This is a genomic window from Nocardia sp. NPDC050630, assembly GCF_044457245.1.
In the GTDB taxonomy this organism is placed as follows: Bacteria; Actinomycetota; Actinomycetes; order Mycobacteriales; family Mycobacteriaceae; genus Nocardia.
The window spans coordinates 198,422-223,637 of record NZ_JBITGN010000008.1; the positions used below are offsets into that span (position 1 = coordinate 198,422).

Genomic DNA, 25,216 nt, shown 5'->3' on the forward strand with positions numbered 1-25,216 from the left:
CGTCCGAGCCGTCGAGACTCGCGACTTCGTCGCATGCGCTTCGACGGCTCGGACGCGAGACGGGCCGCGAACTCCTCGCTCGTAAGACTCGCTCCGTTGGGTTTGGTGATGGCGGGGGCGTTCGGTACCTGGTGCACGGGTGCCGGATGGTCGAGTCTCGCGCCTTCGGTGCATGTGCTTCGACGGCTCGGGCGCGAGATGGGCCGCGAACTCCTCGCTTGTAGGACTCGCTCCGTTGGGTTTGGTGATGGCGGGGGCGTTCGGTACCTGGTGCACGGGTGCCGGATGGTCGAGTCTCGCGCCTTCGGTGCGTGCGCTTCGACGGCTCGGGCGCGAGATGGGCCGCGAACTCCTCGCTTGTAGGACTCGCTCCGTTGGGTTTGGTGATGGCGGGGGCGTTCGGCACCTGGTGCACGGGTGCCGGATGGTCGAGTCTCGCGCCTTCGGTGCATGTGCTTCGACCGCTCGGGCGCGAGATGGGCCGCGAACTCCTCGCTTGTAGGACTCGCTCCGTGGTGGTTGGTGATGGCAGGGACGTTTCGGCACCTGGTGCACGGGTACTGGATGGTCGCGGCTCGCGGCTGTGTCGCATGTGCTTAGACCGCTCGGATGCGAGACGGGTCACGAACTCCGCGCTTGTCAGACTCGCTCCGTCGTAGTCGGTTGTGGTGGGAAGCCGCCGTCTTTAGCCATCGCTGAGCAGGGACTATTGGTTGTTCTGGTCAGCTGCCTGTGCGTGAGCGGACCACCGGTTGTTGGGGTGGGCTGTCTGTGTGTGAGGGGACCACCGGCTGTTCGGCTGGGCTGCCCGTTCGCCAGGGACTACCAGCCGCTCGGCAGTGGGCGTCCTTCCGCGAAACCTGCCGCTGACTGGACGCCGAGGACCGCCTTGTCGTGGAACTCCGAGAGGCTGCGGGCACCCGCGTAGGTGCATGCACTGCGGACGCCGGAGCAGATGTGGTCGATGAGGTCCTCGACGCCGGGGCGTTCCGGATCCAGGCGCATGCGCGAGCTGGAGATGCCCTCCTCGAACAGCGCCTTGCGGGCGCGGTCGAAGCCGCTGTCGGTGGCGGTGCGGGCGGCGACGGCGCGCTTGGAGGCCATGCCGAAACTTTCCTTGTAGGCATTGCCGTCGCGGTCCATGCGCAGGTCGCCGGGGGATTCGTAGGTGCCGGCGAACCAGGAGCCGATCATCACATTGGACGCGCCCGCGGCCAGGGCGAGAGCGACGTCGCGGGGATGTCGGACGCCGCCGTCGGCCCAGATGTGGACGCCGAGTTCCTTTGCGGCAGTAGCGCATTCGGCCACCGCGGAGAACTGCGGACGGCCGACGCCGGTCATCATGCGGGTGGTGCACATGGCGCCGGGGCCGACGCCGACCTTGATGATGTCCGCACCCGCCGCGGCCAGATCGCGGGTGCCATGGGCGGAGACCACATTGCCCGCGACCAGCGGCACACCGAGGTCGAGATCGCGGATGGCGCTGAGGGTTTCGAGCATCTTGGCCTGGTGTCCGTGGGCCGTATCGATGACGAGCAGATCCGCGCCCGCGTCGACGAGCGCCTTGGCCTTGGCCGCCACATCGCCGTTGATGCCGACCGCGGTGGCCACCCGCAAATGGTTATCGGCATCGACATTCGGCTGGTAGATCCCGGCGCGGACGGCACCGGTACGGGTCATCACGCCCGCGAGGCTGCCGTCTTCGGCGATGAGCACGGCGAGCTGCGCGTGCTCGGCCTCGAGCAGATCGAACAGATCGCGCGGCGAGGTGCTGGCCGGTGCCTGCACGAAGTCGGTGACCGCGACATCGCGCAGTCGGGCGAACCGGTCGACATCAGTGCAGGCCATCTCGGTGACCACGCCGACCGGCTTACCGCCGTCGACGACAACCACCGCACCGTGGGCGCGCTTGTGCATCAGAGCGACGGCCTCGGAGACCGAACGCTCCGGATCCAGCGTCACCGGAGTATCGGCGGTGAGCGAGCGGCTCTTGACGAAAGCGATGGTTTCCGATGCCGCGGCGATCGGGAGATCCTGCGGTAGGACGACAATGCCGCCGCGACGAGCGACCGTCTCGGCCATCCGACGTCCGGCGACCGCGGTCATATTCGCGACGACAATGGGAATGGTGGTGCCGGACCCGTCAACGGTCGACAGATCCACATCGAACCGTGACGCGACATCCGTCCGATTCGGGACGAGGAAGAGGTCGTCGTAGGTCAGGTCGTACGGCGGCTGATGACCAGGGAGAAACTGCACTTAACCGATTCTAACCGGTGTGCCGTACTCCCGTGCAATCACCCAGCATTCGGTCCCGGCCCACCTCGGATATGAGGCGCGGCACCGGAATCAAGATCAGGTGGAATGGCGGCGGCGCTTCTCGGCCGATGCCGCCATGGTTTCCACGTGATCCCGAGCCGTGTGTCATGCCTCGGCTTGGATGCGGGACAGTTGGATTGTGGTCGCGCACATAATGATTACGGCGACGGTGATTACGGCGAGTCCGATGTGATTGGTGCGGAGGCGTTCGTCGAGGACGGTGATGCCGATGAAGGCGGCGGCCAGGGGTTCGGCGATGGTTACGGCGGGCAACGATGCGACAAGGGGGCCGGATTGGAAGGCGCGTTGCTGCAGATAGAGGCCGATCAGGCCGGAGGCCAATAGGGCCCAGGTCTGCCAGCTGCCCGTTACGTGGGTCAGGCCGCCATCGAAGAGTTCGGTTACATACTCGGTGAGCGCGGCGGCCAGACCGAACAGGGCCCCGCCCACGACGCCGAACAGGAGTGCGCGGCGGGTCGGGTCGGAGGTACCGAGGGCGGCGACGACGGCTACCGCCAGCACACCGAGCAGGCCGACCAGCGGCGGGATCCAATCACGCAGGGGCGCATTGGTATTGCCCTCGGACGGATCGCCGACAATCAAGAAGCAGGCAAGCGCCGCCGCGAGGGCGATGGCGGTCGCCCACGTGCGCGGGGTGACGCGGCGGTGGTTGATCCGGGCGGAGAGCGGGAGCGCGAAGACCAACATGCTCACCAGAATTGGCTGGACGAGCAGCACCGCACCCAGAGCCAGGGCGGCGACCTGCATCGCGAAGCCGCCCGCGTCACCGACGATTCCGGCCCACCAGCGCGGATTGCGGATCAGCGAACGAATGAGCGACTCGTCCTGCGGAACCGCGGCCGCTGCATGCTGCTGCGTGACGGCGGCCACCGCGAAGAGCAATGCCGAGATCAGTGCACAGACGACCGCACCCACCTGATGATTCGCCACCAGGCTAGTTTGCCCCCCGATTGCGGCCGCCCGGCACCCCCTGCGCTCGTCCGGCGCGTCGACGCGTATGGCCGGGCGTGTCGCCGCTGGTCGCAGCGGTGTGGCCGGACGCGGCACCGCGACCGGAGGTGGCTCCTGTGCCATGGCTGGCCGATGTCCCGCGAGTGGATGAGCCTGTTCCGCGGGCTGCCTTGCCCGAACCCGGCGCGCTAGCACGACCCGACCCGGCAGCGCGACCGGGCGCGGCCGTTGCCAAGCTCGCGGTTCGTCCCGAAGTCGTATTCGCTGAACCCGCGCTGCGGCCGGAGGCGGCCGTTGCCGTCCCCGTGGATCGACCGGCGGCGGGGGCGGCCGTCGACCCACGACCCGACGTGCCGACACCACGCCGACTCGACGTCCCGTTGGCGCTGGCCGACCCACCCGAGGAGTTCTTCGCACCCCCTGCGCGACTGCTCGAACCGGTGCTACGCCGCCCGGCACCAGCTGAGTCCGAGCGTGCGCCGCGACCACGACCGCCGTGACCCGCACCGCTCGCCTGGCGACTTGACCTGCCGACCTGCCGCTCACCCTCGTCACCCGCGGTGACCGCCGAGTTCGTCGCCGCGATCGGCACACCTGATGGCTGCTTCGCGCCGGTGATCTGAATCAGTCGCCGATCGCCCGGACGGACCTGCACGCCATCGACATCGACGCCAGCCTTGCGGGTCATCTTTTCGACCTCGGCGCGCTCCTCCTCGGTGACCAACGTGACGACGACGCCGTCTTCACCGGCGCGGGCGGTACGGCCCGCGCGATGCAGGTACGCCTTGGACTCCGCGGGCGGATCTACATGCACGACAAGGGAAATCCCGTCCACGTGGATGCCGCGCGCGGCTACGTCGGTGGTCACCAGCACGGGGGTCGTACCGTCGGCGAATGCGGCCAGGGTCCGCACGCGGTTGTTCTGTGCCTTACCGCCGTGTAGCGCGCCCGCGGCGATGCCCGCCGCGCGAAACTGCTTGGCGAGTCGGTCCGCACCGTGTTTGGTGCGGACGAACATGATGGTCAGCCCGTCGCGGGCAGCGATCTGCGCGGTGATGTCGCGCTTATCGGCCTTGCGCAGGTAGAGCAGATGATGCGACATCGTTGCGACCGAGGCCGACGGCGGCGCGGTGGAGTGGGTGACCGGGGAGCGCAGGTAGCGCTTGACCAGCTTGTCGACCTCGCCGTCGAGGGTGGCCGAAAACAGCAGGCGCTGACCATCTTTCGGCGTCCGGTCGAGCAGCTTGGTGACCTGTGGCAGGAAGCCCATATCGGCCATGTGGTCGGCCTCGTCCAATGCGGTGATCCGCACGTCGGACAGGTTGGCGGAGCGCTGGTTGATCAGATCCTCGAGCCGCCCTGGCGTGGCGATGAGCAGGTCCACACCGCGCGCGAGCCGATCGGCCTGTCGCTTGATCGGCGCGCCGCCGACCACCGAGGCGACCCGCAGCCCGAGCGAGAGTGCGACATTGTCCAGCGCCTTTTCGATCTGGGCCGCCAGTTCGCGGGTCGGCACCAGCACCAGACCGCGCGGACGGCCCGGCTTGGCCTGGGCGCCCGCGAGCAGCGCGAGCATGGGCAGTCCGAAGGCCAGGGTCTTGCCGGAGCCGGTCGGGCCGCGCCCGAGCACATCCTTACCCGCCAGCGCATCGGTCGCGGTCGCGGCCTGGATCGGGAACGGCGCCTCGATGCCGTCGCGGCGTAGCGCCTGGACGAGCACGGCGGGTAGGCCCAGCTCCGCGAAGGTGGTGGCAGGGGTGGAGGAGGTCAACGGGTTTGTGTGCCTTTCATGTCTCGGCGCGGGGGATCCGGGCGCGCGTGGTGCCGCCGAGATGGTTGGGCCCGGTCATCGGGATGGGGTAGGACCGGGTGTGTCGGGGGGAACCGGAGGAATCAGTTACGCAGCAGTCGATCCAGTTCGACCAGCCAGGGTACCGCGACGGCCATGGTCGGGACCACCAGGATGGCCGCCGACCCCAGATATGCGGCCGAGGCGACCCGAAGATCGCCGATCCGTCCACCCAGGCGCTGGATGCGGATCAAGGTGGTCGGGCCGCCCGCGGCGAGCGCGCCCTGCGGAGCGGTGGATTTGGCGCACGCGACCAGTGCGCGGGCCAGTGGCTTGGGGCCGGTGACCTTCACCGCGGAGTCGTCGGCGAGCAGTTCGATCAGCAGTTTGACCGAGCCGAGCGCGGCCTTGCTGCGCACCACCCGGGGGAACGCCTCGTGCACCGCGGTGAATGCCTCGAGTACCAGGTCGTGCCGGGCGCGCAGGTGCGAACGCTCATGGCTCACGATGGCGGTGACCTCCGCGTCCTGCAGGCTGGTCAGCGTGCCTTCGCTCAGTACGACCCGCTGGCGAATGCCGGGCAGACAGTAGGCGATCGGTTCGGTCGAGGCGAGGACCCGGATATCGGCGGCGCGGCGCTGCGGTCCGCTCTGGTCGAGTAGATCGACGAGCATGCGGTGGCGTGCCCGACGCCTGCGGGTGTGCACACCGACGCGCACGATCGCGTATATCAGCCGGGCGCCGACCAGTAGGGTCAGCGCGAAGACGAAGACATAGGCCAACCACAGCGGCAGTCCGAGCGCATCGATTTCCCGGGCCGGGGAGGTGGTCGGGCGACCGTCTGATCCGGGAACGAGTAGTTGGGCGGCGATGGCCAGGCCCGAGCCGAATGCGCTGAGCACGGCTGCGAGCGCGATGGCCTGCCACAACACGAGCGCGGCGCGCGGTGTTCGATACGGCCAGGTCGCGCGGCTCAGCAGCGCTGGGGCAGGCCCCGCGAGAAGCAAAGCGAGACCGGCGAAGACCGGCGCGGTTGCGTTCATCGACTCAGCTCACTGCGTTGTGGGGCCAGGGCACTCACCTCATTGTGAGGCCAGAATCCCAAGACTACTGCTTCGGCGGCCCAGTATCTTCGGATGCCTCGAGCTTAGCGAGTGCTTCTCGCAACGCATCCGTATCGTCCCTGCCGACCTGTTCGACGAAATGCACCAGCGCCGCCGCGCGGCTGCCCGCCGCATCGGCCTGCTGCAGTGCATCGACCATCAAGCTGGCCACCAGTTCGTCGCGGGTATGCACCGGCGCGTAGCGATGGGCGCGGTCGTCGCGGCGCTGGACCACCAGATTCTTCTTCGCCAGCCGTTGCAGCACCGTCATCACCGTGGTGTACGCGAGCTCACGGCGGGCGGCCAAAGCCTCGTGTACCTGCCGTACGGTTTGCGGCTCGTCGCTGGACCACAGTTGGTCCATGACTGCCCTCTCGAGTTCACCAAGTCCTGCCATTCTTCAAGCTTACGGACTCAACGACACAATTGCGTACTACACGCCGTCGTAACTGCCTGATAGCTGGTGTGTCATTTGTCATACCCGGGCAGAACGTGCCGGGTACCGATGGGCACGACCATCGGTCGGCCGGAGACCGGATCCTCGAGTACCGAGGCGTGGAGGTCGAAGACCTCACGCAGCAGTGTGACATTGACGATGTCGGCGGGCGCACCCTGAGCGACAATGCGTCCGTCGCGCATGACGATGAGTTGATCACTATAGCGAATTGCCAGGTTGAGATCGTGCAGCACCATCACCACGGTGCGGCCGAGGTCGTCGTGCAGGCGATCGATCAGATCCAGGACCTCGACCGAATGCGCGAGGTCGAGGTAGGTGGTCGGCTCGTCGAGCAGCAGGATATCGGTGCCCTGGGCCAGTGCCATCGAGATCCAGGCGCGCTGGCGCTGACCGCCGGACAATTCGTCGAGTGAGCGATCGGCCAGATCGGCGATGCCCGTCGCCGCCAGTGCGGACGTGACCTCGGCCTCGTCGGTGGCCGACCATTGCCGGATCCAGGACTGATGCGGATGACGCCCGCGTGCAACGAGGTCCGCCACAGTGAGCCCCTCGGGCGCCACTGGCGACTGCGGGAGCATGCCGATGATGCGTGCCACGTCCTTGGTCTTCATCGTCGAAATCGCCTTGCCGTCCAAGAGGATTCGGCCCTGACGCGGACGCAGCAGGCGGCCGAGTGAGCGCAGCATGGTCGACTTGCCGCAGCCGTTGGGGCCGATGACGGTGGTGACGAGGCCGGGTGCGATATCGATATCGAGTCGGTCGACGATGACGCGGTCGCCGTAGCCGAGGGTGACTTCCTGTGCGGAAAGCCGCGTATCGCTGGTCATGACAGGGTCGCCTTCCGATTCATACGCACGAGCAGGTAGAGCAGGAACGGTCCGCCGAAGGCGGCGGTCACGACACCCACCGGCAGATCGACCGGAAACAGCGTGCGCGAGCCGACATCCGCGCCGAGTATCAGGGTGGCACCGATGAGCGCCGAGCCGATGAGCGGTTCGCCAGGAGTTCGCAGCAGGCGGCGCGCGATCTGTGGTGCGGCGAGCGCCACAAAAGTGACCGGACCGACGGCCGCGGTCGCGACGGAAGCGACCACCACAGCCGCGCCGATCAATAGCGTCTGCTGGGTCTGGATCCGTACGCCCAGCATCCGGGTGGTATCGGTGCCGAGACGCAGTGCGGCAAGGGTTCTGGCGGAGCCGACCGCGACCACGACGACAACGGCAAGTGTCAGGGCAGCCGGGACGAGTTCGGTCCGGTCAACGTTGTTGAGTGAGCCATTGAGCCAGAGTTGGGCACGGGCGGCGTCCTGCAGGCTGGCGCGGGTGAGCAGGAAGCTGATGCCCGACAACAACACTGCGTTCACACCAATGCCGATCAGCACCAGTCGCATCGGCGTGACGCCGCGGTCGCCGGTCACACTGCGACCCCAGGCGAGCAGGTAGATCACGATAGCGGTGAGCAGACCGCCGGTCAGCGCCGCCAGTGGCGTGCCGACGCTCGCGGCGAGTCCCGTTGTCGCGCCGCCGGTTCCGACCAGTACCGCGACCGCGCCGAGGCTCGAGCCGGTGGTGATGCCGAGCATATCCGGTGCGGCGAGCGGGTTGTGCAGGATCGATTGGGTGATCGCGCCCGCGATGCCCAGTGCCGCACCGACGACCGCGGCGGTGAGCGCGCGTGGCAATCGGGACTCCAACACGATGAAGCGCTGGGACCGCGTGCCGCCGCCGCTGAGCACATCCAGTACCCGGCCGATCGGAATGTGGGTGTCGCCGAAGGCGATATCGAGGCAGAACAGCGTGAGCACGGTCGCGGCGAGCGCCAGAACTATCAGCGCCATGGTGGGTCGCAGCACGATCGACACCGGACCGAAACGCAGCGCGGGCCGGATCCGGCCTGAAGGTGCTGTTGCGGCGTGAGTGGGGTTGGGCTCGGTCGAGGTGTAGTCCGGGGACGTTTCGGCCATGATTCGTTCGCTCATGAACGCTCCCCGGCGTTAGGCGAATTCGCTTCCGACGATCGCCGTGCCGTCGCCCTCACAGGCTCACCAGCTTCTTGCGGCGAACGAGCAGAATGAAGAAGGGTGCACCCAGAGCCGAGATCATCACGCCGACCTGTAATTCGCCCGGTGGCGCCACAATTCGCCCGACCGCATCGGCGACGAGCAACAGCAATGCGCCGAGCAGTCCGGAGTACGGGATCAGCCAGCGATAGTCGGGACCGGTGAAAACCCTTGCGATATGCGGCACTATCAATCCGATGAACGCGATCGGGCCGACCGCCGCCGTCGCGGCACCACACAGCAACACAATCGCGGCCAGGCCGAGCGCGCGACTGCGTCCGATATGTACGCCGAGTCCGCGTGCGACCTCGTCACCGAGGCTCAGCATATTGAGGCCGGGCGAAGCCGTCACCGCCAGCACCACGCCGATCGCCAAGAACGGCAACACCTGCCAGAACACCTCGGCATCGCGGCCGTTCACCGTGCCGACCACCCAGAATCGGTAGGTGTCCAGTGCCGCGTTGTCCATGAGCACAATGGCGTTCGTCATCGCCTGCAGGAATGCGGTCACCGCGGCACCGGCCAGTACCAGGCTGAGCGGACTCGCCTTGCCGCCACCGATCGCGGATACACCGAACACCACCAGCCCCGCGATCAGCGCCCCCGCGAAGGCGAACCAGATGTACTGCTCGGGTGCGGTCAGGGCGAACAGGTAAACGCTCAGTGCCGCAAGGAAGGCCGCGCCCGCATTCAAGCCGAGTAGGCCCGCGTCGGCGAGTGGGTTGCGGGTGTAGCCCTGGATCAGTGCACCCGCGATTCCCAGTGCGAGCCCGGTGGCCAATCCAAGTGCGGTGCGCGGCAACCGAAGTCCGCGCACGATCTCCTCGGCGGTCGACCGCGCGGGGCAGGTGAACGGCCCGCCCGGGCAGGTAAGGGCATTGTGCACGGCATCGTAGACGGTGCCTGGAGACAGCGATCGGGTGCCGATGGCGATGCTGGCCACGGTAGCGACGAGGAGCAGTGCGGTCAGCGCGACGAGTCCGAGCCGACGACGGCGCGCCGTATTCGTTCGTCGCGCCACCGGCGCGATGGTGCTTGATGCCGTCACGGCGACGAACTACTCCTGACTCGATATCTGGTATCCGATTGTTAGGTCTGGTAAGCCTAACCTATCTTTCCGATCCGCCCCATTACGGAGCCGACCCGAGGAGGTTCGATGTCCGAGCCAGTCACGACCTACATGCCTCGCCAGTCCCAGGCGGCATTCGGTAGGGCCTGTGCGCGGTTGCGCTCGCTGCAACCCGAACATCCGCGGGTATATGCGGTGGCCGCCATGTCCGAGCAGGGCAAACGACGTTGGTGGCGGCTGGCCGACGGGTTGCGCGAGGGGCGGATCGAAGTGATGTACCGGCGGCACGCCGCGGAGATGATCAGCGCCGACACTGCCGCCGAGGTGGTGGCCACCGCATTGATCCACGCGGTGATCGGCCGGGTGGTCGCGCTGCTGGTGGCCGAGGGGCGGGTCTGGGATCCGGGTCTAGAGAATCTGTGGCTGCACACCGACAACGACGGCGGCATCGACTGGGCGGGCTTGGCGGATACCACGATTCGCGTGCTCGACGGCGATCGGCTGGCCGGGGCGGCTGGCGTGGTGGCATTGCCGTGTGAGCAGGCCATGTATGTCTGGCTCGCGCATCGGTGTGAGCCGTCGTTGCGGTTGATTCAGCGGACATTGGCGGGATGTGCCGAGCTCGGCGAACGTCGATTCTGGTCACTGGTCGGCGAGTCCATTGTCGGAGCGGCCACTTACGTGCCGGATTTGGCGCGGACGGATTCGCTGGTCGCTGCACGCCGGGGCGAGGGGTTGCTGTCGGTGCTGGAAGAACGTGGTTTGCCCGTGCGCCGCGTCGTGGGTTGCCCAGCTCGATAGGCGGCCGTCGATCGAGTCCGCACTCGTCGAGCGTGGAATGGGTTCCGGCGGAAAGTGTCTGGAGTCCGTATAACCTTGATCGAATACGTCACCGCGAGCGGCGTGCGGTTCGATCAAAAGTTGCCTACTTAGGTAAGCCTGACCTATACTGATTTCGGCGTTGGGATCGGCAGAGTGTTCCGGAGGGCTGCCGTGAACCCCCGATCCACTGCCGCGGCGGGCTCCATCTGCGTGTGGAGCCCGCCGCTCTGTCTCGCCGAGCGAACACCGGGAAGTGGCCGTCGTGCGAGGGTCGGGATGTCCTGTGTCAAGGTGAATGCATGACACAGCAGGAAGTTGCCCAGATCCAGTCGCTGGCCGACGTGACGCCTGAGCTGATGACTGAGCTCAGCAAGAACACCTTCACCGACCTGATCGGCCTCGAATTCACCGAGGTCACGCCGGATCGGGTGCGCGGTCAACTGACCGCGGGACCGCAGTTGCTGCAGCTGGCGGGGATTGTCAACGGTGGTGTGTACTGCACCGTCGTCGAAACGCTTGCCAGTGTGGGCGGCGGCGTCTGGTACAACGCCCAGGACAATAAGGGCACCGTAGTCGGGGTGAACAACAACACCGACTTTCTGCGTTCGGTCCGCGAGGGCAACGTCTTCGGCGAGGCGACGCCGCTGCACCGCGGCCGCCTGCAGCAGCTGTGGCAGGTCGTGCTGACCGATGACGAAGGTCGTACGGTGGCGCGCGGCCAGGTGCGGCTGCAGAATCTGCCCGCCCGGGATTGATCGGCGGTCCCGGAACGGGCGTGCCAGAATTACCATCACCCTGATCCACGAACGCTGAGGAGCCCGGATGCGACTGTCGCCGCACGAGCAGGAACGGCTGCTGCTGAGCTACGCGGCCGAACTGGCCCGGCGCAGGCGGGCGCGCGGGCTCGAGCTGAACCATCCGGAGGCGATCGCACTCATCACCGATCATGTGCTCGAGGGCGCGCGCGACGGACGCACCGTCGCGGAGCTGATGTCGTCGGGGCGAACAGTGCTCACGCGTGCCGATGTGATGGAGGGTGTGCCGGAGATGATCCACGACGTACAGGTCGAGGCCACCTTTCCGGATGGCACCAAGCTGGTTACCGTCCACCAGCCGATCGGCTAGGGCGGCTGATGATTCCGGGTGAATACTTCTGCGTCGAGGGCACTATCGAGTTGAACGCGGGCGCGGACCGCATCGAGCTCGATGTGGTGAATACCGGTGACCGTCCGGTGCAGGTCGGTAGCCATGTGCATTTTCCGCAGGCCAATGCCGCACTGCGGTTCGATCGGGAGGTCGCGCACGGACGTCGGCTCGATATTCCCGCCGGTACCGCGGTGCGCTTCGAACCCGGCCTAGGCCAACGGGTTTCGCTGGTTCCGCTCGGCGGCAGCCGAGAGGTCCACGGCATCAGCCTGAATCCCCCCGGACATTTGGATGGTGCGTCATGAGTGAGCTGAGCCGTGCGCGCTACGCCGAACTGTTCGGTCCGACCACCGGCGACCGAATTCGCCTGGCGGACACCGATCTGCTCATCGAGATCACCGAAGACCGCAGTGGCGGGCCGGGACTCGCGGGTGACGAGGCCGTCTTCGGCGGCGGCAAGGTGTTGCGCGAATCCATGGGCCAGGCCCGCGCCACCAGAGCCGACGGCACTCCCGACACCGTGATCACCGGCGTGGTCATCATCGATCACTGGGGAATCATCAAGGCCGACGTCGGAATACGCGACGGCCGCATCAGTGCGATCGGCAAGGCGGGCAATCCGGACACGATGAACGGGGTACATCCGGACCTCGTCGTCGGCCCGAATACCGAGATCATCGCGGGCAACGGCCGCATCCTCACCGCGGGAGCGATCGACTGTCACGTGCATTTCATCTGTCCGCAGTTGATGGACGAGGCGCTCGGCGGCGGCATCACCACACTGATCGGCGGCGGCACCGGTCCGGCCGAGGGCAGCAAGGCGACAACCGTGACGCCAGGCTCCTGGCATCTGGCCCGGATGTTGGAGGCCACCGACGCGTGGCCGCTGAATATCGTGTTGCTCGGCAAGGGCAATACCGTCAGCGCCGAAGCCATGTGGGAGCAATTGCGTGCTGGCGCAGCGGGTTTCAAGCTGCACGAGGACTGGGGTTCCACACCCGCCGCGATTGATGCGTGCCTGACTGTCGCCGATGCGGCGGGCGTGCAGGTGGCATTGCACTCGGACACCTTGAACGAGGCGGGATTCGTCGAGGACACGCTCGGCGCCATCGCAGGCCGCGGCATCCACGCGTATCACACCGAGGGTGCGGGCGGCGGGCACGCACCCGACATCATCACCGTCGCGGCGCATCTCAATGTGCTGCCCAGCTCGACCAACCCGACCCGTCCGCATACGGTCAACACTTTGGACGAGCACCTGGACATGCTCATGGTGTGCCACCATCTCAGCGCGTCCATCCCGGAGGATCTCGCCTTCGCGGAGAGTCGAATTCGGCCCTCCACCATCGCCGCCGAGGATCTGCTGCATGATCTCGGCGCGATTTCCATGATCGGCAGCGACTCGCAGGCCATGGGCCGCATCGGCGAGGTGGTCATGCGTACCTGGCAGACCGCGCACGTCATGAAGCGCCGCCGCGGCGCGCTGGCCGGTGACGGCGCCGCCGATAACGTCCGCGTACGGCGCTATATCGCGAAGTACACCATCTGTCCTGCCATTGCCCATGGACTCGATCACGAAATCGGTTCCGTGGAGGTCGGCAAGCTCGCCGACCTCGTGCTGTGGGATCCGGCGTTCTTCGGTGTTCGCCCACATGCCGTGCTCAAGGGCGGCGCGATCGCCTGGGCCGCCATGGGCGATGCCAACGCCTCCATCCCGACCCCGCAGCCGGTGCTGCCGCGACCCATGTTCGGTGCCGCGCCGCTGGCGGCCGCCGCGACCTCGCTGCACTTCGTATCCGAGCAGGCCATCGATGACGGTCTCGCCGAACGCTTGGGTCTGCGCCGAAAACTGGCTTCCGTCAAGAACGTTCGTCGCGTGACCAAGGCGGATATGCCGAACAATGACGCCATGCCACGGATCGAAGTCGATCCGGATACCTTCACCGTGCGCATCGACGGCGAGGTCTGGACCGAGCAGCCCGCCACCGAGTTACCCATGGCCCAGCGCTACTTCCTGTTCTGATCGGCGGGGAACAGCTGGTTGCCGAGCACCGGCTCGACGCCGCCCACGTCACAGCGCTCGGAGTATCGGCTCGGATCTGGTCAAGAGCGTCACACTGGCCGAATTCGGCCCGTTCAACTTCCTCGGTGGGCTGCTGATGGGTGGGTGCTCGAACATGTCGAGCCGATGCGGAAACATGCCGTCGATCGCGACCCGAGGCGGCAGTGGTTCCGGCGGTACCGCTGCCTCCGGTGGCAGACTTCATGGCATGACGACGTTCGAGTGGGCCGACGTGGACAGCTACATCGTGGACTCTCTGGTGGGAGGCGAGGATTCGACCGCGACGGCGATAGCCGCCAATGCGGCGGCGGGACTGCCCGCCATCGACGTATCGCCGGCGCAGGGAAAGTTTCTGCATTTGATCGCGCGGTCGATCGGGGCGCGGCGGGTACTCGAGATCGGCACGCTCGGCGGGTACAGCACGATCTGGTTGGCGCGGGCGGTGGGGAAGGACGGCCAGGTCATCACCCTGGAATTCGAGCCGCGGCACGCGCGGGTGGCACGGGAGAATCTGGATCGGGCCGAGGTCGGGGATCGGGTGGAGATCCGAGTGGGTGCGGCGCTGGACAGTCTGCCGGTGCTGGCGGAAGAGGATCCGGAGCCGTTCGATCTGGTGTTCATCGATGCCGACAAGGTCAACAATTCGAACTACGTGCTCTGGGCGCTGCGTCTGACCCGGCCGGGCTCGGTGATCATCGTCGACAATGTCGTGCGCAATGGTGCTGTCGCCGATGAGCATTCGGACGATCCGGCGGTTCAGGCCAGCCGCGATCTAGTCGAATTGCTCGCCGCCGAACCCAGCCTCGACGCCACCGTCGTACAGACCGTGGGTAGCAAGGGGTGGGACGGTTTCGCTTATGCCGTGGTCAACGGTGAGGTCCTCGACTGAACACAGCTGCTATCCGGTGCGCAGTGGCGGCACGATCAGCACCACCTTGCCGACGGTGCCGCGCGTCTCCAGCGCGCGATGCGCCTCGGCCGCCTCGGCAAGCGGGAAACGCTGGACCGCGGGCCGTAGTCGACCGGCTGCGGCCTCGGCCATGGCCTTGTCCTCGAGTGGGCGCAGGTCGCCTTCGACGCGCTGGAGCATGCGCGGTCCGACGACCATCTCGGACGTGATGCCGCGGGTGGCCAATTCCTCCTCCGACAGCGATAGCGGTGCACCGTCGGCCGCGCCGTAGATCAGATGCTGACCGCCCTTACCCAGCAGATCGACCGCGGCGCGGCTTATTTCGCCGCCGACGCCATCGAACAACACGGTGGCCCTGCGGTCGGCGAGCTCGGCGCGTACCTGATCCGGCCAGTCGGGTCGTAAGTAATCGATCGCGATATCCGCGCCATTGCGTCGCACGAGTTCGACTTTCGCGGGCCCACCGGCCAGCCCGACCACCGTCGCCCCGAGATTCTTCGCATATTGAACCAGCAGTGTCCCGATGCCGCCCGCGGCGGCGGTTACCACCACCACGCTGTCCGGACCGAGTTCGGTGAACAATAAGATTCCCATGGTCGTTCGCCCGGTGCCGACGATCGCGACCGCCTCCGCCGGATCGAGATCGGCCGGAATCTCGTGCAGCCGAGCGGTTTCCATCACGGCCAACTCGGCATAGCCGCCCGGTACGGGACCGAGGTGCGCGACGACCCGCTTATCGAGCCAGGCCCCATCGACATCCGGCCCGATTCGATCTACGGTCCCAGCCACCTCGCGACCCGGGATGGTCGGCAGCGTGGGCAGCGGATAGGGGCCGGGCGCACCGCTGCGCAGCGCCGTATCGATGAAATGCACGCCCGCCGCCGCGACCCGGATCAGCACCTGCCCCGGCCCGGGCACCGGATCGGAAACCGTTTCGTAGCGCAGATTTTCGGCTGGTCCGAAGTCATGAAGGCGGATGGCGTGCACAGTGGCTCCTACTCGTCGGCGAACCAACCCACCCTGCAACCTGAAGCGCCGTTCAGGTCAAGCGGTGGTGGACTTCGCGCACCGTGCCTCGAATCCGTCGCAGAGTGCGGACAATCCGATATACAGCAGATCCTCCGAGGTCAGATCGCTGACGCCACTGCCGTTCAGATCTGCCAGCGCGGGCGGAATGGGAAGTTGTGATTTTCCTTCCAACAGTGCCCGCAGGCCGTTCGAGCCCTCCGGATTCATGCCCTTGCGCGCGACCAGCGCACCGCTGATATGCGGCAGCGTGGCACCGGAGATGTAGTTCCACACCGCGAAGGCCATGGTGGACGCCTCGCGCGTAGAGACATTCAGCTCGCGCAGCCCCTCGACCAGCCATGCGAAACAGGCCAGCCCCTGCGGTCCGAAGCTGTAGCGGGGCATCGCGAAGGTGAGCAGCACCCACGGATGCTTCTGGTAGAGCGCCCAGTCGATTTCGGCGGCGATGCGCACGCGGTCGCGCCAAGTCCAGTTCATGCCCTCCGGTGACGGATACGGATTGCGAGCCGATATCTCGTCGGTCATCAGCGCGAGCAATTCGTCCTTGTTCGCGACGTGCCGGTACAGCGACATGGCGCCGACACCCAGTTGCTCGGCGATATGTCGCATGGACAGCCCGTCCAGCCCCGCCTCGTCGGCAAGGGCGATCGCGGTGTCGACAATGGCCGCTCGCGTGAGCTTCGACTCGGTCATCCCATGACTCGCTTCCGGTTTTCGGACCGCATGCGTACACTGTACCCGGACTGATGCGTACGCTGTACGCGACACGGGAGAGGAGACGACATGACACAGGTGGAGGTCGCACAGGCGGCGCCGACCAGTTCACGGCGTGCTCGGCTCGGTCTCGCGGTATTGCTACTGCCGGTGCTGCTGGTCTCGATGGACATCTCGGTGCTGTTCCTGGCCATGCCGACGCTCACCCTCGATCTCGACCCGTCGGCCGCGCAGCAACTGTGGATTCTCGATATCTACGGCTTCCTCATCGCGGGCCTGCTGATCACCATGGGCAACCTCGGCGACCGGATCGGGCGACGCAATATTCTGCTCGCCGGTGCGTCGGTGTTCGGTATCGCCTCGATCATGGCCGCTTTCGCGCCGAGCGCCGCGGTGTTGATCATCGCTCGGGCGCTGATGGGTCTGGGCGGTGCGACCCTGCTGCCGTCGAGTCTGGCGCTGATCTCCAGCCTATTCCCGAACGCCCGCGAACGCGCCGCCGCGATCGGTGTGTGGACCGCATTCTTCGCGGGCGGGTCCGCGGTCGGCCCGATCCTCGGTGGACTGCTGCTGCACCACTTCTGGTGGGGCTCGGTATTCCTCATCAATATTCCGGTGCTGCTGATCCTGCTCGCCTTTGGTCCGTTCGTACTGCCCGAGCATCGCGCCGGTGTGGTGGGTCCGTTGGATATTCCGAGTGTGCTGCTGTCGATCGGCGGCATTCTGCCGGTGGTGTACGCGGTGAAGCAGATCGCTGCCGAAGGGTTCGATATCGAACCGCTTGTGATCGGAATCATCGGTGCGGTGCTGCTCGCGGTGTTCGTGCGGCGGCAGCGGCAGCTGGTCGAACCACTGCTGGATCTGCGCCTGTTCCGGCGGGCGCAGTTCTCGGTCGCCATCGGCTCCAGCTTGGTCGGCATGATGTCGCTGGCCGCAATGAGCTACCTGACCAGCGTCTACCTGCAATCGGTGACCGGCCGTGACCCGCTGGCGGCCGCGCTGCTCGGGATTCCGATGGCGATCGCGGTCTTCGTGTGCTCGATGGGCGGTGCGCGAGTCGGGCATAAGCTCGGGGTGCGCCCCACCTTCGTGCTGGCGCTGCTGGCATCGGCGATCGGCAATGTGATGCTGATCGGTGTCGGCGTGGACGGCGGCATCGCCTGGTACCTCGCGGGATCCACGATTGCGGGCATCGGCTACGGCTTGGCGTTCACGCTGGTGTCGGATGTGGCGGTGTCCTCGGTGCCGCCGGAGCGGGCGGGATCGGCGGTCGGAATCTCCGAGACGAGTTTCGAATTGGGCAATGCCCTTGGTCTCGCGCTGCTGGGTTCGGTTGCGGCACTGGTCTTCCGGTCGGGCGGCGACTTTGCGGCAACGCTCGGCGAGACCATCCAGCATGCGGGCGACAATTCCGCGCTGATCGATGCCGCGCGCGAATCCTTTGTCTCCGGAATGCATGTGGCGACCTCGGTCGGTGCGGCGCTCTTGGTGGTGATGGCGGCCGTCGCCGCATTCGCACCGCGGCGCTGACCGGCGCGCCTCCCGGAGTTCGGATGCGAATCGCGATATAATTAAATGTCATGATTTCGCATGACATCACCTCGATCGAGGGTTTCATCCGCAGCTACGACGAGATCGTCGCGGCATCGGATTTCGCCGCACTGCCAAGCCTTTTCGAACCGATGATCCTGGTGACCACGCCGACATCGAGTCGCTGTGTGAGCCGGGAGGAATTCGTGGCCGCGGCGCAGGCGCGTGCTGACCAGTTCGATGCGGGGTCGACGCCGCGCACCAGACTGGTCGAGCAAACCACCTTCGAACTGGGCGGACACTGCTGGCTGACGTCGGCCCGTTGGGCGCTGTCGCTCGGCGAGCGGTCCCTCGACGTTTACAGCGACTTCCTGGTGCGCCATGCCGAAGACGGATTGCGGATCGCCGCCTATCTGCCCCGACAGGACCTGCCGGCGCTCCTGCGTGCCTCGTTGGATGATCGCGAATAGGGCAGTTCGGCGCAGACAGTCGAGGGGGTGAACGACACCCGGCATCGAGCAATGCCCGCCCGCTCGTCGAGCGGGGGGCCTGGCTCCTGTACCTGACTACCGCCCGCGCGAGAAATCCCCGCGCGGGCAGGCGCAGCGCTTGATGGAACTGATCGTCACGCGTCCGGCGTCCGGCGCGGACGCGGGCCGATCTGATCGAGCAGGACGTTGACCTCGTCCGGGAAACCGTTGGTCACCGCCTTCGGCGTCTTGTTCGGGAACCGGCGCGTGACATGTTCTTCCGCGGCTGATCCCGGCAGGACATAGACGGGTTCGGCCTTGTTCTGCAACGGACGCACGACATCATCGAGGTGCGTCTTGCGATCGTCGAGGTAGGCGCCGATCACATCCTCCCCGGCCGGGCAGACGGCCATGCAGTATCCCGCCTTGTAGTTGGGTTTGAACGACAGGCTCTGCCACATCGAGAACGATTCGCCGGTGGTGACCCGCTCGCGGTATTCGGTGGCGCTATCGCTGTCGGCGACGGTTTCGGCCCAATCGGTGAAGCCGCCCATGAACTCGCGGTAGTTGTGGGTATAGCAGGCCTGGAAATCGAACCCGCCGTCATTGGTGATCGCGCCGACCGGACAGGCCGATACGCACAGCTTGCATTCCAGACACGGATTGAAATCCAGTGCGGCGCTGGGCTCATCGATCACGGCATCGGTGACCACCGTGCCCAGCAGGATGAAATTGCCGAACTTCGGGTGAATCACGTTGCGGTGGATGCCCATAACGCCCAATCCGGCGGCCTCGGCCACTACCTTGTGTGCGATCACCCAAATCCGACCCGGAAACTTGTCGACCTCCATCGGATAGCCGGGCGCGGGGTAGACGGCACGGTACCCGGCATCTTGCAGGGCCCTGGTAATTCGGCGCGACACTTCATTGGTCTCGTCGTCGGCGTGGTTGAATTCGGTATTGGCCAGGCTGCGCATAGTGCTGCGCAGGTTGTCCCGGTTCATCCGGACGCAGAAGGCCACGAATGTGCGGGCCGAGGGCAGGATTTCGCGCGCATGCTCGAGTTCGACCGCCACCCTCGGATCGTCTACCGGTACGAAGCCCACATCGTCGGCTCCGGCCGCGAGGCACAGCTCACGCAGCCGCGCCGCATTCAGCACCGGATCCGGTGTCGTGCGTGCCATTTCGGTCATCCGCTTGACAGTCGGATGCTCCGCCAATCGTCGCTGTCCCGTTGGTTCCTTATCCGTCATCGGCCCTCCTCATAACCACGAGACCGATACGGCCTCAGGTAGATAGACTGCGCAGCCCACCAAAACTCATCGCCCTCCGGGCGTGTCGGACGGTAAGTCGTTGGCGGTATTGCGGTTCGGGCGCAACTTGCTGGTCGTCCACGCGACGGCACCGCCGACGCCCACGCCGAGCAGCCAACCTGCCAGCACATCGGTCGGCCAGTGCGCACCGAGGTACACCATGCACCCGCCGATGAACACCACCGCCACGACGAGCGCGGTGCCCGCCGCGTGGCGCATATGGGGCGAGCGCCACTCCACCGCCAGGAATATGCCCATCGCCAGTGCCGACGTGGCCGCAGCATGAGTAGAAGGCATTGCCCAGCTATGGATTTCGGGCCACAAGGTCAGATCTCCAGCCGGCCGTGCTCGCCTGACCACCTGCTTCAGCCAATGTGCGATGAAATCGCCCAGCAATAGACTCGCCGCCGCGATACCGCCGACCCGCCAGCTCCGCGTCGCGACCACGGCAAATACCCCGGCCAGCGCGCCGATCTCTAGCACCTCGATGCGCATTCCGGCATCGCCGATGCCCTGGATCACCTGCGTCATCGCGTCGGTGCGCCGGACCGAGATGACGCGCATGATGCTCTCATCGAACCCCATCGCGTCCATGTTTCCAGACCCCCAGCGGTGGCAGGAGTCATCCCGACCCCGCCCCGGTCCGAAGATCATGTGTGGCCCGGTCGGGGTGAGGGAGCCCGACCGTGTCACGCATAGGATCGACGGGTGCACGGATCGGATGCGGGGACCGCGGGGTTGGCGACATTGTTCGCTTTGGCGGACTCTCGCTTGCCGATCGGGGGACATGTGCATTCCGGGGGAGTGGAGGAGGCGGTGGCATCCGGTTTGGTGCGGGATGTAGCGACCGTCGAGCTGTATCTGCGGCGGCGGATCCAGACGTCCGGACTGGTGGCGGCATCATTGGCGGCGGCGGTGTGTGCCGGACAGTTGACCGCGCAGCGGGCCGAGGCCGAAGCCGATGCGCGGACACCGGCCCCGGCAGCGCGGGCGGCGTCGCGGGCACAGGGACGTGGCCTGGTGCGGTTGGCGAAACAGGTTTGGCCCGGGGAGGATTGGGCGATTGTCGGTGTGCGGCCGCATCTGTCGACGGCCTTCGGTGTCGCCGGGCAGGTCTGTGGCGCGAGTCCCGAGCAGGCCGCCGCGGTCGTCGTCTACACGACCATGGCCGGCGCGGCGACCGCGGCACAGCGGTTGCTGGCGTTGGATCCTGCCGCAGTCGCCGCCTGCACGATCCGTCTCGGCGAACTCTGCGACCGGACCGCCGCGGCGGCCGCGACCGAACTCGCCGCGCTCTCGGACCCACTACAGGACGTCCTCGCCCACCGACACCTCGTCCGCGATATGCCCCTGTTCGCGTCCTAGGTGCGCGATCGGCAAGGATGGAAGCGGAAAGGAGCACCGATATGCCACCCCACCTGATCGACGGCGAGCCGCACGATCACTCGCACGACCGGCCCAAGCGAGTACGCACGCGCGGCGATGCGCTGCGCATCGGAATCGGCGGACCGGTCGGTTCGGGCAAGACCGCCCTGGTGGCTGCCCTGTGCCGGCAGTTGCGTGACGAACTCTCGCTCGCGGTGCTGACCAACGACATCTACACCACCGAGGACGCCGATTTCCTGCGTCGGCACGCGGTGCTGCCGGATGAGCGGATCACCGCCGTGCAGACCGGTGGCTGCCCGCATACCGCCATTCGCGACGACATCACCGCGAACCTCGATGCCATCGACGATCTGATCGCGGCCAACCCGCCGCTGGACCTGATCCTGGTCGAATCCGGCGGCGACAACCTCACCGCCACCTTCTCCTCCGGCCTCATCGACGTACAGATCTTCGTCATCGATGTCGCGGGCGGCGATAAGGTCCCGCGTAAGGGTGGCCCAGGCGTGACGTTCTCGGATCTGCTGGTGATCAATAAGACCGACCTTGCCCCGCTGGTCGGTGCCGACCTCGACGTTATGGAACGCGATGCCGCGAAGGTACGCGAGGGCCGTCGCACGGCAATGATCTCGCTGACCGAGGATCCGGCCGCCACCGCGGTGCTGGCCTGGGTGCGCGAGCAACTGCAGGCAATCGCCGAACAGGACAAATCCGCCGCCGAATCCGCTGTTGCGCACTGAGGTTCGCATTGTCGCCGCAGCCGGCACGCTGCCCGAGATCCACGCGAGCGGCGGCCTCGCGGCCCGTCGCACCGGCCCGGACACCGTCCATCTGATCGGCACCGCGGCCACCCCGCTCGGTGGCGATGAACTCGATATCCGGATCGTGGTGGGCCCCGGGGCACGGCTGGTGGTGCGCTCGGTCGCGGCAACCATCGCGCTACCGAGCACCCGGACGCCATTCTCGTTGGCGCACTGGCTTTTCGACGTCGCGGGCGAGCTGGATTTCGATCCGGAGCCGACCATCGTGGCGGGCGGCGCGCACCACCACGCCGTCACCGAGGTGCGATTGACAGCTGATGCCCGGCTACGGTTGCGCGAACGCGTGCAGATCGGGCGCACCGGCGAGGACGTCGGCGGTTGGCGCGGCGACCTGTGCGCCGATATCGGTGACCTGCCTCTGCTGCGACATCGACTCGAACTCGGCGCGGGTAGTGCCACCGATGACAATCTCACCGCACCACGGGCATTGGACAGCGAACTCGTCTATCCGGACGACCGACGAGCGGAAACGGACGGACTGGTCGCTGCCCGTCTCCCGCTCGCTTTGGGCGGGACCCTGTCCACACGAACGGGACCTCTGCTGGTCAGCACGCGATAGCTCCCGATTCGCCCCGGAATGTGTCATCCATCACAGCGACCGTTTGCCTGGACCGACACGGTGTAGCGAAGCACCAGGCGGGGGAATGAAAAAGGGTGGGGACCCGACAACGTCGTCAGGTTCCCACCCCGGTTCGGTGCTCGATCAGTCGCCGACGACCCGTGAGGGCGCGTTGAACGCATTGACCGCGCCGACGGCCGCACCGGCCGCCGCCCCGATGGCGGCCGCGGGGACCGTGATCACGGCCGCACCGAAACTCGCCCCGAGCATCGGACCCGCAACCATGCCCACCGGCATGAACGGAAGTCCGAATACCAGACCCAGCGTCCCGCCGACCAGCGCGGAAGTCGCCGCGACCGGGACTGCCGCCCCCGCCCCCGCCGCCGCACCCATCGCGGCGGTGCCGATGGTTTGTCCGGCGATCCGGTCGGAACGACTGCGCTCCATGCCGATGGAATCGAGGAATGTCGCCAGATTCGCCTCGGCGATCGCCGAGCTGTCGTTGATCTGGATCGCCTGTTCCTGGTTGATCCAATCAGGTGCGTCGAGAACGACGTCACCGAAGCGGAACTTGCCGGGTGGCGGGGCGATCGGCGGCACCGGTGCCACGGCGCCGGGCGCGTGCAGCACGCCGACGGGGGCGAGGTACTTCTTATCCGGCGCGGACCGCGACCACTGCAGCGAGCTCTTGGTGTCGTCCGGGATCTGCAGACCCTCGTACGGCATCGCGTTGGGGGCGTCGGCTGCGGGCCACTGCGGCTTCTGCTCCGGCTGGGCCACCGTATTCGACTGTGCGGGCTCGGCATTCGCGGCGCCGGTGCCTACCAGCGCCAGAACGAGCGGTACTGCGCCCGCCGCGACCATCGTCCCCATCTTCTGCCGCTGCGGGTTAGGAGCTCTGTGCTTACCTGTCCCCATACATCGCCTTCCATCCGGAGAAATGTCATCCGACATTCGGATTCGAGGCGCGCTCGGATGGGTGGAGATTACGATGTGGCAACGTCCCGGCATGAATTCGCTAACTATTAGCTGCCTCGAGTCGCTGTCCGTATTCAGCACTGTCCGGATGAACCCGTTCGAGTATCCGGTAGCACTGGCACAGGATTCAGTGCGCGAGCGGGTCGGACAGCGAATCAGCCCACCTTGCGGTCGGCAGCCTTCTCAGTGAGCCCGGCTTTCCCGTTCTCCGCGGGTGGTGCGCCCAGCGCGGCCGCGAGGTCGTCGGCCTCCTGCTGATCGGCCTGCACCGCCTCCACCGCGAGCCGGGCGAAGACCCACTGCTCGGTGGCCGCCATCTGCCCGCGGGTGCGGCCGAGGAAGGTCACGAACCACTGGATGACGGTGATGATCCGGCTGCGGTAGCCGACCAGGTAGTACAGGTGCAGCGCGAGCCAGGCCAGCCAGGCGATGAATCCGCCGAACTCCAGCTTGCCGACCTGGCAGACCGCGCTGAACCGCGACACCGTCGCCATGCTGCCCTTGTTGAAGTACTTGAACGGCTTGCGGTCCTGCGGCGCTTGGCCTTTGAGTCCGGCCTTGATCTGCTTGGCCGCATAGGTCGCACCCTGGATCGCGCCCTGTGCCTGACCGGGCACATTCGGCACCGACATCAGGTCGCCGACCACGAACACATTCGGGTGGCCCTTGATGGTCAGATCCGGTTCGACGATCACGCGTCCGGCGCGGTCGGTCTCGGTGCCGTCGGAGCGTTCGGCGAGCATCTTGCCCAGCGGGCTGGCCTGCACACCGGCCGACCACACCTTGCACGAGGATTCGATCCGGCGCACCGTGCCGTCGGCATCCTTCACCGTGACCCCGTGCGCGTCGACATCGGTGACCATGGCGTTGAGCTGGATCTCGACCCCCATCTTTTCCAGCCGCCGCTTGGCCTTACCGCCCAGCTTCGGACCCATCGGGCCCAGCACCGCACCCGCGCCTTCGACCAGGATCACCCTGGCATCGCGCGGATCGATGTTGTGGAAGGTGCCCTCCAGGGTGCGATCGGCCAGTTCCGCGATCTGACCGGCCAATTCTACACCGGTAGGTCCGGCGCCGATCACCACGAAAGTGAGCAGGCGGTCCCGCACTTCCTGGGTGGTCGCCAGTTCGGCGCCTTCGAATGAGCCAAGGATGCGCGCGCGTAGCTCCAGCGCGTCATCGATGGTCTTCATGCCGGGGGCATAGGTGGCGAACTGGTCGTTCCCGAAGTAGGACTGCTGCGCGCCGGTCGCCACGATCAGACTGTCGAAAGGGGTGACGGTGTTCTGGTTGAGCAGCTGCGAGGTGACCGTCTTGTGCTCGAGATCGATGTTGATGACATCGCCGAGCAGTACCTGGGCGTTCTTCTGCTTGCGCAACACCAGCCGGGTCGCCGGGGCGATCTCGCCGACCGACAGGATGCCGGTGGCGACCTGGTAGAGCAGCGGCTGGAACAGGTGGGTCGAGGTCTTGGAGATCAAGGTGACGTCGACGTCGGCATGCTTGAGGTGCTTGGTACCGAACAAGCCGCCGAATCCGGAGCCGATCACCACCACCCGGTGGCGATGGTTCTCCTCGACAGACTGAGTGCTCATCGTCGGTGCTCCTCAAACCTGGGGTGCGGCCCCTCGAACGTTGTTGACCCGACTTACGGTAGTCGGCGCTGTCCTGGCCGTCACGGCGAGATCCCGGTTGCTGATGTGCCGATTCT

The 25,216-nt window shown here is 66.6% G+C and carries 24 protein-coding genes and 1 pseudogene; 11 read left to right on the forward strand and 14 right to left on the reverse strand.

Going from position 1 to position 25,216, the window contains the following annotated elements:
* Nucleotides 1-822: 822 nt before the first annotated feature.
* From ACIBG0_RS22035 to ACIBG0_RS22070, 8 genes and pseudogenes are all read right to left on the reverse strand, one after another.
* Nucleotides 823-2,259 carry a GuaB1 family IMP dehydrogenase-related protein gene (locus ACIBG0_RS22035; RefSeq protein WP_397034822.1) on the reverse strand — a complete coding sequence of 479 codons (1,437 nt, stop codon included), beginning with the start codon at nt 2,257-2,259 and terminating at the stop codon, nt 823-825.
* 165 nt (nt 2,260-2,424) lie between these two features.
* Nucleotides 2,425-3,270, reverse strand: coding sequence for a DMT family transporter (locus tag ACIBG0_RS22040; protein WP_397034823.1), 846 nt, complete (start codon nt 3,268-3,270; stop codon nt 2,425-2,427).
* 427 nt (nt 3,271-3,697) lie between these two features.
* A pseudogene (locus ACIBG0_RS22045) lies at nt 3,698-5,062 on the reverse strand (DEAD/DEAH box helicase); the annotation flags it as partial.
* 122 nt (nt 5,063-5,184) lie between these two features.
* On the reverse strand, nt 5,185-6,123 hold the full coding sequence (locus tag ACIBG0_RS22050) for a M48 family metalloprotease (protein WP_397034824.1): 939 nt from the start codon (nt 6,121-6,123) through the stop codon (nt 5,185-5,187).
* Nucleotides 6,124-6,187: 64 nt separating this feature from the next.
* Nucleotides 6,188-6,580, reverse strand: coding sequence for a BlaI/MecI/CopY family transcriptional regulator (locus ACIBG0_RS22055; RefSeq protein ID WP_397034825.1), 393 nt, complete (start codon nt 6,578-6,580; stop codon nt 6,188-6,190).
* Nucleotides 6,581-6,651: 71 nt separating this feature from the next.
* Nucleotides 6,652-7,467 (reverse strand): ABC transporter ATP-binding protein, encoded by an 816-nt coding sequence (locus ACIBG0_RS22060; RefSeq protein ID WP_397034826.1) that lies wholly within the window; start codon nt 7,465-7,467, stop codon nt 6,652-6,654.
* Nucleotides 7,464-8,618 carry a FecCD family ABC transporter permease gene (locus tag ACIBG0_RS22065; RefSeq protein ID WP_397034827.1) on the reverse strand — a complete coding sequence of 385 codons (1,155 nt, stop codon included), beginning with the start codon at nt 8,616-8,618 and terminating at the stop codon, nt 7,464-7,466. The genes ACIBG0_RS22060 and ACIBG0_RS22065 overlap by 4 nt, the downstream gene beginning before the upstream one ends.
* Nucleotides 8,619-8,673: 55 nt before the next feature.
* Nucleotides 8,674-9,747 (reverse strand): FecCD family ABC transporter permease, encoded by a 1,074-nt coding sequence (locus ACIBG0_RS22070; protein ID WP_397034828.1) that lies wholly within the window; start codon nt 9,745-9,747, stop codon nt 8,674-8,676.
* 108 nt (nt 9,748-9,855) lie between these two features.
* Here ACIBG0_RS22070 and ACIBG0_RS22075 point away from each other — a divergent pair, with 108 nt between their 5' ends.
* The 6 genes from ACIBG0_RS22075 to ACIBG0_RS22100 all read left to right on the forward strand — a co-directional run bounded on the left by ACIBG0_RS22075 (nt 9,856) and on the right by ACIBG0_RS22100 (nt 14,687).
* Nucleotides 9,856-10,569 carry a hypothetical protein gene (locus ACIBG0_RS22075; RefSeq protein ID WP_397034829.1) on the forward strand — a complete coding sequence of 238 codons (714 nt, stop codon included), beginning with the start codon at nt 9,856-9,858 and terminating at the stop codon, nt 10,567-10,569.
* 377 nt (nt 10,570-10,946) lie between these two features.
* Complete coding sequence (locus ACIBG0_RS22080; RefSeq protein WP_397034954.1) at nt 10,947-11,345, forward strand: PaaI family thioesterase; 399 nt, start codon at nt 10,947-10,949, stop codon at nt 11,343-11,345.
* Nucleotides 11,346-11,412: 67 nt separating this feature from the next.
* The gene (locus ACIBG0_RS22085; RefSeq protein WP_397034830.1) at nt 11,413-11,715 is read left to right on the forward strand and encodes an urease subunit gamma; all 303 of its coding nucleotides are present in this window, start codon (nt 11,413-11,415) and stop codon (nt 11,713-11,715) included.
* Nucleotides 11,716-11,723: 8 nt separating this feature from the next.
* A complete protein-coding gene (locus ACIBG0_RS22090) occupies nt 11,724-12,041 on the forward strand; it encodes an urease subunit beta (RefSeq protein ID WP_397034831.1) in 318 nt (105 codons plus the stop codon).
* The gene (locus ACIBG0_RS22095) at nt 12,038-13,759 is read left to right on the forward strand and encodes an urease subunit alpha (RefSeq protein ID WP_397034832.1); all 1,722 of its coding nucleotides are present in this window, start codon (nt 12,038-12,040) and stop codon (nt 13,757-13,759) included. The genes ACIBG0_RS22090 and ACIBG0_RS22095 overlap by 4 nt, the downstream gene beginning before the upstream one ends.
* A 247-nt stretch (nt 13,760-14,006) precedes the next feature.
* Nucleotides 14,007-14,687, forward strand: coding sequence for an O-methyltransferase (locus tag ACIBG0_RS22100; protein ID WP_397034833.1), 681 nt, complete (start codon nt 14,007-14,009; stop codon nt 14,685-14,687).
* A 9-nt stretch (nt 14,688-14,696) separates the two neighbouring features.
* On the opposite strand, the gene ACIBG0_RS22105 is transcribed toward ACIBG0_RS22100, so the two are convergent.
* Both ACIBG0_RS22105 and ACIBG0_RS22110 read right to left on the reverse strand, forming a co-directional pair.
* Nucleotides 14,697-15,695 carry a zinc-binding dehydrogenase gene (locus ACIBG0_RS22105; RefSeq protein ID WP_397034834.1) on the reverse strand — a complete coding sequence of 333 codons (999 nt, stop codon included), beginning with the start codon at nt 15,693-15,695 and terminating at the stop codon, nt 14,697-14,699.
* Nucleotides 15,696-15,752: 57 nt separating this feature from the next.
* Nucleotides 15,753-16,430 (reverse strand): TetR/AcrR family transcriptional regulator, encoded by a 678-nt coding sequence (locus tag ACIBG0_RS22110; RefSeq protein WP_397034835.1) that lies wholly within the window; start codon nt 16,428-16,430, stop codon nt 15,753-15,755.
* A 90-nt stretch (nt 16,431-16,520) separates the two neighbouring features.
* On the opposite strand from ACIBG0_RS22110, the gene ACIBG0_RS22115 reads away from it, so the two are divergent.
* Both ACIBG0_RS22115 and ACIBG0_RS22120 read left to right on the forward strand, forming a co-directional pair.
* A complete protein-coding gene (locus ACIBG0_RS22115; protein WP_397034836.1) occupies nt 16,521-17,981 on the forward strand; it encodes an MFS transporter in 1,461 nt (486 codons plus the stop codon).
* Between the two features lie 50 nt (nt 17,982-18,031).
* Entirely contained in the window at nt 18,032-18,451 is a 420-nt protein-coding gene (locus ACIBG0_RS22120; RefSeq protein WP_397034837.1) for a hypothetical protein, read from the forward strand.
* 155 nt (nt 18,452-18,606) lie between these two features.
* On the opposite strand, the gene ACIBG0_RS22125 is transcribed toward ACIBG0_RS22120, so the two are convergent.
* Complete coding sequence (locus tag ACIBG0_RS22125; protein WP_397034838.1) at nt 18,607-19,704, reverse strand: epoxyqueuosine reductase; 1,098 nt, start codon at nt 19,702-19,704, stop codon at nt 18,607-18,609.
* Nucleotides 19,705-19,770: 66 nt separating this feature from the next.
* Complete coding sequence (locus ACIBG0_RS22130) at nt 19,771-20,349, reverse strand: phosphatase PAP2 family protein (RefSeq protein WP_397034839.1); 579 nt, start codon at nt 20,347-20,349, stop codon at nt 19,771-19,773.
* A 123-nt stretch (nt 20,350-20,472) separates the two neighbouring features.
* Between ACIBG0_RS22130 and ACIBG0_RS22135 the strand changes: the two genes are divergently transcribed.
* Genes ACIBG0_RS22135 through ACIBG0_RS22145 form a run of 3 tightly spaced genes read left to right on the forward strand, consistent with a single transcriptional unit; the run spans nt 20,473 to nt 22,527 of the window.
* Nucleotides 20,473-21,129, forward strand: coding sequence for an urease accessory protein UreF (locus ACIBG0_RS22135; RefSeq protein WP_397034840.1), 657 nt, complete (start codon nt 20,473-20,475; stop codon nt 21,127-21,129).
* 41 nt (nt 21,130-21,170) lie between these two features.
* On the forward strand, nt 21,171-21,887 hold the full coding sequence (ureG, locus tag ACIBG0_RS22140) for an urease accessory protein UreG (RefSeq protein ID WP_397034841.1): 717 nt from the start codon (nt 21,171-21,173) through the stop codon (nt 21,885-21,887).
* A complete protein-coding gene (locus ACIBG0_RS22145) occupies nt 21,877-22,527 on the forward strand; it encodes an urease accessory protein UreD (RefSeq protein ID WP_397034842.1) in 651 nt (216 codons plus the stop codon). Before ureG ends, ACIBG0_RS22145 begins: the two co-directional genes overlap by 11 nt.
* 144 nt (nt 22,528-22,671) lie before the next feature.
* Here the strand turns inward: ACIBG0_RS22145 and ACIBG0_RS22150 are convergent, their stop codons facing one another.
* On the reverse strand, nt 22,672-23,445 hold the full coding sequence (locus ACIBG0_RS22150) for a hypothetical protein (RefSeq protein ID WP_397034843.1): 774 nt from the start codon (nt 23,443-23,445) through the stop codon (nt 22,672-22,674).
* A gap of 215 nt (nt 23,446-23,660) precedes the next feature.
* Nucleotides 23,661-25,100: an NAD(P)/FAD-dependent oxidoreductase gene (locus ACIBG0_RS22155; protein ID WP_397034844.1), complete on the reverse strand. Its 1,440-nt coding sequence runs from the start codon at nt 25,098-25,100 to the stop codon at nt 23,661-23,663.
* Between the last annotated feature and the right edge of the window lie 116 nt (nt 25,101-25,216).